This window comes from Paenibacillus sp. JZ16 (assembly GCF_015326965.1).
GTDB lineage: Bacteria > Bacillota > Bacilli > Paenibacillales > Paenibacillaceae > Paenibacillus_AQ.
The window spans coordinates 7,301,969-7,314,058 of sequence record NZ_CP017659.1 but is presented as its reverse complement, the minus strand read 5'-3'; the positions used below and the strand labels follow the sequence as shown (position 1 = coordinate 7,314,058).

Below are 12,090 nucleotides of genomic sequence, written 5' to 3'. Positions count from 1 at the left end.
TTCGGCACACCTTTGTGCCGATTTTCAATAATAACCATACATTCAGATTAGTTGATGCACAAAAAAATGTCAATATACATAACACCAAATTCATTATATTGCTGAATAAATAAATATCAAGCGAAATTATGTAAAGTATATTGACATTCAGTTGACCACTTCTCTATAATGTGAATCATCATAATCATATGTTATTTTACGGACGGGGACACAATGATGTGTCTTTAGTCTTTGGGCAATGAGGCCGCAAATCGTCTTGGCAAAGGGCGATTGCGGTCTTTTTATGCCTGCAGCTGGGAGTCGACACGAATAGAGAAAGTACACATTTTGGATAAGGAGCGATAACGATGGAGAGGAAAGGATTTTGGCAAAGCGGGCATAAGCCCTCGCTGTTCGGTGCTTTTCTGTATTTTGACATCAGCTTTATGATATGGGGCATGCTTGGCCCCCTTGCGGTGGTCATTGCCGCGGATTATCCGATGGACCCGGTGCAGAAGGCAAATCTTGTGGCGCTTCCCGTTCTGGGCGGCTCCATACTCCGACTCGTATTAGGATTCCTGGCGGATCGCCTGGGTCCTAAATTAACGGCTCAGATTGGAATGGTCGTTACGCTGATCCCTTTATTATTAGGCTGGTTGTGGGTAGATTCCCTGGATCAATTGTATGTTGTCGCTATTCTGCTAGGGGTGGCTGGAGCTTCGTTCGCTGCAGCTCTGCCACTGGCGGGACAGTGGTATCCCAAGGAACATCAAGGTTTGGCGATGGGAATTGCCGGTGCCGGTAACAGCGGCACGGTCCTCGCAACCCTCTTCGCCAATCGGCTTGCCCAACATTTCGGAAGCTGGGAGATTGTGTTCGGACTCGCCATTATCCCCATCGTGCTGGTATTCATTTACTTCTCGCTGTTTGCACGCAATAGTCCGAATCGTCCCGCTCCCAAAAGATGGTCCGAATATGCAAATGTCCTTAAGCAGCGTGATGCCTGGGTATTCTGTGCCCTGTACTGCGTGACGTTCGGCGGCTTTGTGGGACTTGCTAACTATTTGACGATCTTCTTCAACACCCAGTATGGTCTCTCCGCGGTCCAGGCCGCCGACATTACCACGATCTGCGTCATAGCAGGGAGCTTCTTCCGCCCTGTGGGCGGCTTTCTGGCCGATCGAATCGGGGGCTCACGGATGCTCATGTTTCTCTATACCGGGGCGTCCATCATGCTCATCGGCGTCTCCTTCATGCCTCCACTTTGGCTTGTTGTCACGCTGCTGTTTATTGGCATGATGTGCCTGGGTGCGGGAAACGGTTCGGTATTTCAGCTCGTCCCTCAGCGGTTTGGCGGCGAGATCGGCCTGGTTACCGGTATTGTCGGAGCCGCCGGAGGGCTTGGAGGTTATGCTCTGCCGCTTATTCTCGGCCGATTATACCAGGCGACAGGCTCATACACAGCGGGCTTCATTATTTTAAGTTTCATAGCTGCCGCTTCGCTGACCCTTACAGTCGTGATGCAGCTGAAATGGCGGCGAAGCTGGCTTCGCAGTGTGTCATCAGGTCCGCAGGCCGGTTCGGCCAAGCTATAAATAAAAGTCTCTCAGGTTATATCCTTGTCAAACGAATACAAATGTTAAGAATATGTTGAGGAGACCAATACCCGGTATTAAACCGGGTATTGGTCATGCTTTGTAGCTGTGCTTTTTCAATCCCCCTTCTATCCAATCCACTTCAGTTCCTTACTCGTTCGTTCCCAGTTAAAGGCTTACCCGTTCTTTCTCGTCTCTCGTCAATAGGCAGAGTTGTTCCTGAAAAGATTAGCTTCAACATGAGAAACACGCCGTATCCAAGCACCCCGCCGGCTGTATTCAGAATTAAATCATCCACATCAAAACTTCCCATTGAAAAAACGAGCTGGGAGCATTCCAGCGCGAGACTCAACCCCAGAGATGTCGTAAAGGAGCCAATGAACCCGAGGAACTTGCTCCTAAGCATAAGACCGACGAATATGCCATTAGGCATGAATATGGCGATATTCCCGAAGAGATTGATCACGTCATGTGGACTCGTAAGACGCCTCATATTCATTCGAATGGATTCAAAAGGCGTGAAATTGGCAAATTGCAATCGATTCTGTGCATATTCCGGGATCTCGGTGGCTCGATGCAGCTGCTGCCACAGAACCGATATATCTACGGAACCGAACTTGAATAGAATCACCTTGAGTAAGACGTAGAGATACAATGAATACGGCAATAATAGTAACCATTTATTCGATAATTTCATTCCGCATCATCCTTGCTTAGCAGTACCGTCACTATGATTCCGTCGATATTGTTTCCAGATATCTCATACTCGCTTCCTGCCGGTATCTCAATCTCCATGTCTTTGGATGTCACGGGTACATACTTAATTTCGTATTCCTTCCCATCTACGGTTGTTCTGTAGCTGGATTGATCCTTTAGGTAATCCAGATATTCCTCCAAGGTAAGATTCAGTTCCTTCATGATCATGCTGTGCGGCTGCCCAACATAACGAAAATGCCACGGTTCATACTGAATGCCTGTAATCTCTGTCTTGTCCTGAGGATAGCGCAGAATGAATCCGTGCGCCCATGCATGCTCCTTCAGCCACTTCCCTTCGGGCGATCGATCAATCGACTGTTGCGTCGATCCGATATCCATCGAGAGCCCGAGATTATGCTCGCTGTAGCCTGGAGGCAAGGCGTAATCGGAACCTTTTTCACGATAAAGCTGTTCTTGCTCGTCTTCATCCCGATACCCGCTGCTGATCATGAAGCGATTGACTCCATCTTCTCCGGCGGCTTCAATCATATTACGGAAATTCTCCGCCACACTGCGCGATAACCGGATCGTGTTATCCAGAACCACATAACCATACATTAAATCTTGATTTTCAAACAATGTTACGATATCCTTCGGCACCGCTTCCGGATCAAGCGGATGATCCTTATTGACCAGAACCAAGTTTCCACGCGTCACTTGTTCATCCGTTACACGGATCGTCTGCGTAGCGGATGTCTGATTCGATTGCGTGCCGGAATCCGTCTTTGTTTCCTGTCCATCCCTACTGTCCACCCTATCCTTCACGTTAGGCGTCTCCGTCAGAATGGACTCGCATCCGACCAACAGAAATATAACGAGCATAATCAAACCTTTTTTCAACTTCAACAACTCCCTCTAGCTTGGTCTATCCAGATTAATGAATAGAGTTTAAGGAAAAGTAGGAAAAAGTTAAAGTTTTTCTTAAGAGAGATGATTCTCGCCTATCCCTTTTCCCTTTGACAAGATTGAAGCCAATGGCTTAACTTGGTATTTAGACTAAAAAGAATAAAGAAGGTGCCATTATTCTTGCTCAAATTATTTCGTTATTTACGTCCCCACTGGGCTGCGGCCCTGCTTGCGCCGCTGCTTATGCTGCTGGAGGTCGCCATGGATTTGCTCCAGCCCATTCTCATGGCCAGCATTATTGATCAAGGCGTCATGCAGAACGATACTGCGCACATTCTCCATACAGGTCTCATCATGCTGGGTGCGGCTGCCATCGGGCTGCTTGGAGGTCTCGGTTGTACGATCTATTCTTCCATTGCCTCGCAGCGTTTCGGTGCCGACCTGCGCCGGGATTTGTTCCTTAAGGTTCAGACCCTCTCGTTCCGTAATCTGGACGATGTCTCAACGGGTTCGCTGATCACACGGCTTACGAGCGACATCGTCCAGATTCAGACCATGGTCCAGATGCTGCTGCGTATCTTCGTACGCTCTCCGTTGCTCGCGATTGGAAGCATGATCATGGCAGTGATCATTAGCCCGAAGCTCGCCATCATTCTGGCCATTGCCGTTCCGTTGTTGTTCGTTGTGATGTTCTTTCTGATCCGGGCTACCCTACCCTTATTCGCCACCGTTCAGAAGAAACTCGATAAAGTGAATACAGTCCTGAAAGAGAATTTTGCCGGCATCCGGGTATCCAAAGCATTCGTGCGAGCCGGGTATGAGAAGGATCGATTCCATCAAGCGAATACCGACTTCACGCAAGTTTCGGTTAAAACACAACGGATTGTCGCGCTCAATATGCCCATCTTGACCATGATACTGAACATCAGCATCGTGATTGTCCTCTGGCTCGGCGGGAAGAACGCGATTGATGGCTCGTTCGAGGTGGGAAGCCTGGTAGCCTTCATCAACTATGTGACACAGGTGCTGTTCTCCGTTTCCTCCGTGGCGATGATGCTGGTTCGAATCTCTACGGCCAAGGTTTCCGCTGATCGTATCCAGGAAGTCATGCATACGGAATCCGAGATTGCAAACGCTGATCATCCGGCGGTAAATGCATACAAGCAGGGAGAAATCGAATTTGACCAGGTGACTTTTTCCTATAAACCGGGGATTCAGAAGCCTGTTTTACATCATGTCAGTTTCAAGGTTCGACCGGGGCAGACCGTCGCGATTATGGGAGCAACCGGTTCGGGAAAAACCTCTCTGGTATCCCTGCTTCCCCGCCTGTATGATGTAACTTCCGGACGGATCTTCATCGATGGAACCGATGTGCGACAATTCGACTTATCGGCGTTACGCGAACGCATCGGCATCGTCCTGCAAGAATCCATCCTCTTCACAGGCACCATTCGGGATAATATCCGCTACGGGAAAGCGGATGCTTCCGATGAAGAAGTGATTGCAGCGGCCAAGGCTGCGCAGGCGCATGAATTCATTTCGTCCATGCCGGAAGGATACGATACGATGCTTGGACAAAGAGGCGTGAACCTCTCCGGCGGCCAGAAGCAGCGGATATCCATTGCACGGGCATTACTGCTCCGCCCCGCCATTCTGATTCTGGATGACAGCACCAGTGCCATCGATATGGGAACGGAGTCCAGGCTTCAGAAAGAGCTGGCCCGGCTGATGAAGGGTCGAACCTGCCTCATGATTGCCCAGCGGATCTCTTCCGTAATTGATGCCGATCGCATACTGGTGCTGGACGATGGAGAATTGGTAGCGGAAGGTACGCATAGCGAGCTGCTTGCTTCCTGTGAGCTGTACCAGGATATTTATCAATCGCAATTCGGCAAGGAGGTGTCTTCCCATGGCTAAACCCGATCAAGGATCCAAGCATGGCAATACAGAAGCTCCGGATCTGAGTTTGCGCGGCGGCAGCCCCATGCGCGGAATGACGATGGCCAAGGCGAAGCCCAAAAATACAATGGGAACATTACGCCGGATCTGGGGTTACATACGACCATTTAAAGGCGGCATGATCGCTGTTTTCTCATTCACGCTCATCACGACGATTCTGTCCCTGATTGCTCCTTACCTGCTGGGGAATGCGGTGGATCATTATATCATTCCGGGAGATTTTGAGGGACTCATGGGGCTGTGCGCGGTGCTTCTAGCGGTTTACGCGGGTACTGCACTCACAGCATGGCTGCAGCAGCATGTCATGGTTAAGGTCTCGCAGCTGTCTATTCAGGACATGCGGAGGGATATTTTTGCGAGACTTCAAGTCCTTCCGCTGCGTTTCTTTGACAGCAAGACCCACGGCGAATTAATGAGCCGCACGACCAACGATATCGAGAACGTTTCCGGGACGTTGAATCAGAGCGTAACCCAGCTCATTTCAAGCCTGCTGTCCCTGGTTGGATCGCTTGCCATTATGCTGTACCTGAACGTATGGCTGACGCTGCTCAGCATGGTGACCATTCCGCTTGTCATGCTGTTCACGAAGATCGTAGCAAGCCGGACAAGGAAGCATTTCTCCAAGCAGCAGAGCACGCTGGGTGAGCTTAATGGCTTTATCGAGGAAACCGTCTCGGGGCAGAAGGTCGTTCAGGTATATCGCCGGGAGCGGCATGCCGCTGCGCAGTTCGATGTCATGAACAAGAAGCTGACCGATGCCAGCATTCAAGCTCAGATTTATTCGGGTACCGTCGGTCCGGTTATGAACGTGCTGAATAACATCAGTTTTGCCTTAATTGCGGCGGTCGGCGGGTATATGGCATTCAAGGATTTTACTACCGTGGGGGTTGTCGTTGCATTTCTGAACTACTCGAAGCAGTTTCAACGGCCGCTGAACGACCTGGCGAATCAATTCAATCTCGTGCAATCTGCTGTGGCGGGTGCTGAACGGGTCTTTGAGGTGATGGATACCGAGTCCGAGTACCAGGACAATCCAGACGAGAATACAGCAGATGACATGTATGGCGAGGTGCAATTTGACCATGTCTGCTTCAGTTATAAGGAAGGAATCCCGATCCTGAAGGACGTTTCCCTTACCGCTCGGCCGGGCGAGACCATTGCGCTTGTCGGTCCGACAGGTGCCGGCAAAACCACCATCATCAATCTGCTGACCCGTTTCTATGAGATCGATTCTGGCATGATCACCATTGATGGGGTCGACATCCGACAGCTTGATAAGGATCACCTGCGGAGCAAGCTGGGAATCGTGCTGCAGGATGCCTATGTATTCTCGGCATCGATTCGGGAGAACATCCGCTACGGCCGGCTTGATGCCTCGGACGAAGAGATCGAAACCGCCGCCAAGCTTGCCAATGCGCATGACTTTATCATGAAGCTGCCCGAAGGCTATGACACGCTGCTTGTGTCGGGCGGAGGCAACCTGAGCCAAGGCCAGAGGCAGCTCTTGACGATCGCTCGCGCGGTGCTTGCCGATCCGGTCATTTTGATTCTGGACGAAGCTACCAGCAGCATTGATACGCGGACGGAGATGCATATTCAGACCGCCATGCGCACCCTGATGAAGGGCCGAACCAGCTTCGTCATCGCTCATCGTCTAAGCACGATCCGTGAGGCTGACCAGATTCTCGTCATGAATCAAGGCGGTATCGCAGAGCGCGGCACACACGAAGAGCTGCTGGCCAAACGCGGCTTTTATTACGAGTTATATAACAGCCAGTTTAAGTTAAGCGGTTGAAGATGGGTTAGGTAATATTCTTACAAGCCGCTGACAACAATTAAGAGAGCCGGTTCCATGGAACGGCTCTCTTGTTTGTCTGCTATAAGGATAAGTGTCTTGAGTAATGAGTGCTGCGTGTTGGGTGTTGCTTATCGACTACCTTCTCCTTGTTACTGCAGAGCAGAATCTGTATCTGTATCTGCTTAAGACTATCGGGAATAACACAACCGGATCTGAGAGCCTTTAATTCGATCGAACCAGCTCGATTCGCAAATCGAGCGGACACCAGATCCGTTATTTCCATCAAAACAGCTCAATTCACGAATCGAACGGACACCCGGGCCTTCATTTCCATCGAACCAGTTCAATCTACAAATCGAGCGGAGATTAGGGCCTTCATTTCCATCAAACACCAACTCAATCTACAAATCGAGCGGACACCAGGTCCGTTATTTCCATCAAACCCGCTCAATCTACCAATCGAACGGACACCCGGGCCTTCATTTCCATCGAACCAGTTCAATCTACAAATCGAGCGGACACCAGATCCGTTATTTCCATCAAAACAGCTCAATTCGCGAATCGAACGGACACCAGATCCGTTATTTTAGTTAGCATAGGGCGAAAATCACACTTTTACGGGGAATAACGTACCTCATGTCCGCTAAACTAGTTAATTTCGTCTTTTTTAACTAAATAACGGATGCTCAGTCCGTTAACAAAACAAATACAATGCGAAGCAATACAAATGCCATTCAATCGTACTTTCGATGCCATACTAATGCTATTCAAACGCACTTGCGATGCCATGCAAATGCCATTCAATCGTACTTTCGATGCCATGCAAATGCCATTCAAACGCACTTGCGAAGCAATACAAATGCCATTCAATCGTACTTTCGATGCCATGCAAATGCCATTCAATCGCACTTGCGATGCCATACAAATGTCATTCAATCATACTTTCGAAGCAATACAAATGCCATTCAATCATACTTCCGATGCCATACAAATGTCATTCAATCGTACTTTCGATGCAATACAAATACAAATCAAACGCACTTCCAATGCCATGCAAATGACTACAAGGCCACCATCTCGTACGATCCCATCATTCCAACTCAACTTGACTGGCATTACTCACGATCCGTTTTACAGCCCCGATCATCCATTCCATCTCCACATATTGATTGTTCGGTGCATTGCATTCGACGCCCCAATAGCCCTTGTAACCGCCTGCGAGCAGACACCGTACCTTCTCCTCCGCACCGGGATGGACCGCTGTTTTCGCGTCAAAATGAGTATGTACCGTCCACGGGGCAACCATCGCATCCCCTTCAGCCTCATCGGCCTTCCATCTGCCAAGATGAAGCAGAAAACCAAAAGCAGGATGATGGACTTCCTCTGCAAGCCGTTTCATTTCATGTGGAAGCAGTGAGGCGCCCATATGATTTTCCGGACCAATGGTATAACCGCCATCCGCTGCACGATCCGCATATTCGCGATAACGTTTAACCGTATACTCGAACTGTTCATCAGTCATCGGCTCCGATCCCTTATAACTGCCGCCGGTGTCGATCCGCACGGTTTCAGCGCCCAGGATTTCAGCGGCATCCAAATGAACCAGCGCATTCTCATACAGCCTCTGCCGAAGATCCGGGTCAGGATCCCATAGTTGCGCTCCGTCCACAGCAAAGTTGACCACCCTCATCTCTTTCTCATCCAGCGCTTCTCTAATCTTGCGGATGTAGCTCTTATCAGCAAGCTTGTATACGCTGTCGCTCCGATCGATAAAAAAACCGTTCCACAAATCAACCGCATCCATTCGGTACCGGTACTTCACCGTCTCCAAATAACCGAACACATCCATTTTTCCTTCCAGAAACGTATTATAAAAAGAATAACCGCCAATCGAAATGTTCAACTGAATACCTCCTCAGAATGGATAAAGGAACTAGCTTCCGTTTATCGCACTTCCAAAAGACCTACGCATCACATCTTACTCGATGGTGTATCTAAGCTGATGATATTCCCCGCCGGAGAGAAAGCCTCTCTTCCTATACAGCTGCTCCGCCTGATTTCCCGTCGTTACAAAAAGACGCAGAACCGGATAATCAGGCTCCAGGACTGTTAACGCCCTATCCAGCATCGCGGTTGCCAACCCCATCCCTCGATGTTGGGGTAATACGGCGATACTATAGACGAGTGGCAAGCCCTCCCATAAAGAGATCAAACATACACCGACGATTTCTCCCGTTATTCGGTCATATACTACGGAAGATGCTCCCAACAGCTTGGGGTCCACTGCGTCAAAATATCGTGCTACGTCCTCAGCATAAACCTGGGCTTCCCGCTCATCCGGTCCATTAGCATAGGCTTCCCTAAACACCTCTACAATCTTAGACATATCATCTATTGACGGTATTCTATGCATATCATTGAGATCCATCGATGTTTCCAGCTGCTCGGTAGGCCGCATCATGCATTGCCTGGATTCAACTCGAACGAAACCAGTTTCACGAAAAGCGATCTCCTGCTCAGCTAGAACGTTATATGCATGCAGATCCTCTGTCAATTTCCAAGATTTTAAGGCATAGCGCTTTACGGCATCCATCATCTTGGTGGTAATGGAATATGGGGGGATGCCAAATACAAGAGCGATAGAATGGTCAGACAAATAAACCCCAGCCGCTTTATCTTCGCCTGCGAATACCCAGTAACCGTCGTCCGAAGCCGATAGAACCTTGGTTAAATCACCCCAGCTCGGTCTAAACCAATTATTCTTATAATAGGTAGCGAAATATTTCGAGAACATTTTGCGATCCGCCTTTACTAATCTGTATTCCATAACTCCCCCTCCTTATCCCCTTTTGAATTAGGCTCATTATATAGGTTGGAAGAAGCGTGGGCCAAGGGATTTATCAGCTATAATAAAAAAATCACTCATTGTGTTCCTAGCTAAGATAGAATCAGGCTAACCCCCAGATACGCCGCTGTTCCCCACATAATCAACGCGGATATTCGGTTCAACGTAGACAACAATTTCCCTGATGCATCCATCCTTCCAGCTGCCCTGCCTGCTATTCCTAGACCCAAGAACCACAGCCATGAAACTGCGATGCATACGACGGCAAAAATCACTTTATCCATCCCTGAATATTGAAGAGAGCTTGTGCCAATGACCCCCATCGTGTCCAGGACAGCATGCGGATTTAACAAGGATACGGACATGGCAAAAACAATTTGCCTCTTCGGCGTAAACGAACGAGCCTCTTCCAACACTTGACCCGAAGGTTTGCTCTTCCAGGTCACCATTCCCATATAGACCAGGAAACAAATCCCCAATGTAAACAGCACGGTTCGGATCCATTCATATTCCAGAACAACAACGGATACGCCCAGAACCGCTAATGAGATCAGCAGCGTATCACAGAGCGATGCCGTAATTATGGCGGGCAGTGCCTTGACGAAGCGGGATTGTACCGCTCCCTGATTAAATACAAACACGTTCTGGACGCCCAAAGGAAGAATAAGGCCTAAAGCCAGGATGAAGCCATGAAGCAAGACACTGATCATATAAAACCAAACCTCCAGTGAATATTTTCACCATTGTAAAGGAGGATGTCGGCTGCGTCTCCAACCAATTGGTTGGCGCTTGAACCAACCAATGAGGTATACTGAGGCATATTCCTACATGAAAGCAGGTTTACTTATACTTATGGCTGAAGAATGGAAATTAAATAAGTACTCCGATGTGCCGCTTCATCGGCAAATTTATGATGATATCAAGAGCAGAATCATGAACGGGGAATGGCCGGTCGGAACCCGAATTCCCACGCAGCGAGAGCTAGCTGCCAAATATCAAGTTAACCGCAGCACCATTGTGTATGCGCTCGGGGAGCTCGCTGCAGACGGTTTAATTGAATCCCGCGTGGGACAAGGCACGGTGATTATCAACAATACTTGGAGTTTACTTGCTGCCACGCCTCCGCCTGATTGGAATCAATATGTAAAATCCGGCTCCTATCAGCCCAATATCCAGATGATCCAGCAAATCAATCGTGCGGAAACCGATTCGAACATGATCCGTCTCGGAACAGGCGAGCTCTCGCCCGATCTCCTCCCGACCGACCAAATACGGGAGACGTTTAACGGCAGGATGTCCAGCCGTTTCACCTTGGGCTACTCGGAACCGAAAGGGAGCCTATATTTAAGAGAATTCATCAGTGAGCATCTGAAAAAGAAAGGGATTATAGCCTCCCCTGCTTCCATACTCATCGTTTCCGGGGGGCTGCAAGGCTTACAGCTGATCTCGCTGGGACTGCTGCATCACGGCTCCTCCATGTTGGTGGAGAATCCCTCTTACCTGAACTCGATCCATGTGTTTCAATCCGCCGGCATGCATTTGCACGGCATCCCTATGGATGAGAACGGGATCCGAACGGAAGCCATCGGGAGACTCAAGCGCCAACACAGGGCTGCTCTGCTGTATACCATCCCTGCCTTTCATAACCCAACCGGCACCCTGATGTCTTCTGACAGGCGGGCAGAGCTGCTTCGGATATGCACTCAGGAAAGGTTGCCCTTAATCGAAGATGACGTGTATGGGGATTTATGGTTCGATACCCCCTCGCCACCTCCGCTGAAGGCTTCGGATAAACAAGGTCTGGTGCTCTATATGGGCAGCATGTCCAAGACCCTGGGTCCCGGGCTGCGCATCGGGTGGATCGCCGGGCCTGAGCCTGTCATCGACCGGCTGTCCGACATCAAAATGCAAACCGATTACGGCTCCAGCTCACTATCCCAGCATGCCGTCGCGGAATGGCTCTCCAGCGGGTTATATGAGAATCATCTCGATCATATACGGTCAGAGCTTAGGAAACGCCGAGATTTTACCCTATCGTTACTTGAGCAACATTTCCTCGATATCGCACACTGGAATATCCCTCAAGGCGGATTCTATATTTGGCTTCGTATCAAGAATCCCCTCTCTATTCGGCCTTTATTTGAGCAGGCGCTGAAGGAGAGTATTTTGCTTAATCCCGGAAATATATATGACCGTAACGACCAGCAGCATCTGCGCCTATCCTATGCATACGCCTCGTACGATCAGCTGAAGAGCGGGCTTATCCGGCTGGCAAAGCTTATCCGCCTTCATGCGTTGTCATGAAAAAAAGG

The 12,090-nt window shown here is 49.3% G+C and carries 10 protein-coding genes; 4 read left to right on the top strand and 6 right to left on the bottom strand.

Annotated features, from left to right (window positions below):
• Window positions 1–347: 347 nt before the first annotated feature.
• Window positions 348–1,574: a nitrate/nitrite transporter gene (locus BJP58_RS32895; RefSeq protein WP_194542161.1), complete on the top strand. Its 1,227-nt coding sequence runs from the start codon at window positions 348–350 to the stop codon at window positions 1,572–1,574.
• A gap of 142 nt (window positions 1,575–1,716) precedes the next feature.
• Here BJP58_RS32895 and BJP58_RS32890 read toward each other — a convergent pair whose 3' ends face one another.
• Together BJP58_RS32890 and BJP58_RS32885 are read right to left on the bottom strand one after the other, a co-directional pair.
• The gene (locus BJP58_RS32890) at window positions 1,717–2,271 is read right to left on the bottom strand and encodes a VanZ family protein (RefSeq protein WP_194542160.1); all 555 of its coding nucleotides are present in this window, start codon (window positions 2,269–2,271) and stop codon (window positions 1,717–1,719) included.
• Entirely contained in the window at window positions 2,268–3,170 is a 903-nt protein-coding gene (locus tag BJP58_RS32885) for a M15 family metallopeptidase (protein ID WP_194542159.1), read from the bottom strand. The genes BJP58_RS32890 and BJP58_RS32885 overlap by 4 nt, the downstream gene beginning before the upstream one ends.
• 186 nt (window positions 3,171–3,356) lie before the next feature.
• On the opposite strand from BJP58_RS32885, the gene BJP58_RS32880 reads away from it, so the two are divergent.
• Window positions 3,357–5,093 carry an ABC transporter ATP-binding protein gene (locus BJP58_RS32880; RefSeq protein WP_194542158.1) on the top strand — a complete coding sequence of 579 codons (1,737 nt, stop codon included), beginning with the start codon at window positions 3,357–3,359 and terminating at the stop codon, window positions 5,091–5,093.
• Window positions 5,086–6,930 carry an ABC transporter ATP-binding protein gene (locus tag BJP58_RS32875; protein WP_194542157.1) on the top strand — a complete coding sequence of 615 codons (1,845 nt, stop codon included), beginning with the start codon at window positions 5,086–5,088 and terminating at the stop codon, window positions 6,928–6,930. The genes BJP58_RS32880 and BJP58_RS32875 overlap by 8 nt, the downstream gene beginning before the upstream one ends.
• 766 nt (window positions 6,931–7,696) lie before the next feature.
• Here BJP58_RS32875 and BJP58_RS32870 read toward each other — a convergent pair.
• The 4 genes from BJP58_RS32870 to BJP58_RS32855 all read right to left on the bottom strand — a co-directional run bounded on the left by BJP58_RS32870 (window position 7,697) and on the right by BJP58_RS32855 (window position 10,488).
• Window positions 7,697–7,858, bottom strand: coding sequence for a hypothetical protein (locus BJP58_RS32870; RefSeq protein WP_194542156.1), 162 nt, complete (start codon window positions 7,856–7,858; stop codon window positions 7,697–7,699).
• Window positions 7,859–8,023: 165 nt separating this feature from the next.
• Window positions 8,024–8,836, bottom strand: coding sequence for a sugar phosphate isomerase/epimerase family protein (locus tag BJP58_RS32865; RefSeq protein ID WP_194542155.1), 813 nt, complete (start codon window positions 8,834–8,836; stop codon window positions 8,024–8,026).
• 75 nt (window positions 8,837–8,911) lie between these two features.
• Window positions 8,912–9,760, bottom strand: coding sequence for a GNAT family N-acetyltransferase (locus tag BJP58_RS32860; RefSeq protein ID WP_194542154.1), 849 nt, complete (start codon window positions 9,758–9,760; stop codon window positions 8,912–8,914).
• A gap of 110 nt (window positions 9,761–9,870) precedes the next feature.
• Window positions 9,871–10,488 (bottom strand): LysE/ArgO family amino acid transporter, encoded by a 618-nt coding sequence (locus BJP58_RS32855; RefSeq protein ID WP_194542153.1) that lies wholly within the window; start codon window positions 10,486–10,488, stop codon window positions 9,871–9,873.
• A 142-nt stretch (window positions 10,489–10,630) separates the two neighbouring features.
• Here BJP58_RS32855 and pdxR point away from each other — a divergent pair, with 142 nt between their 5' ends.
• Window positions 10,631–12,082: a MocR-like pyridoxine biosynthesis transcription factor PdxR gene (pdxR, locus tag BJP58_RS32850; protein WP_194542152.1), complete on the top strand. Its 1,452-nt coding sequence runs from the start codon at window positions 10,631–10,633 to the stop codon at window positions 12,080–12,082.
• Window positions 12,083–12,090 lie beyond the last annotated feature (8 nt).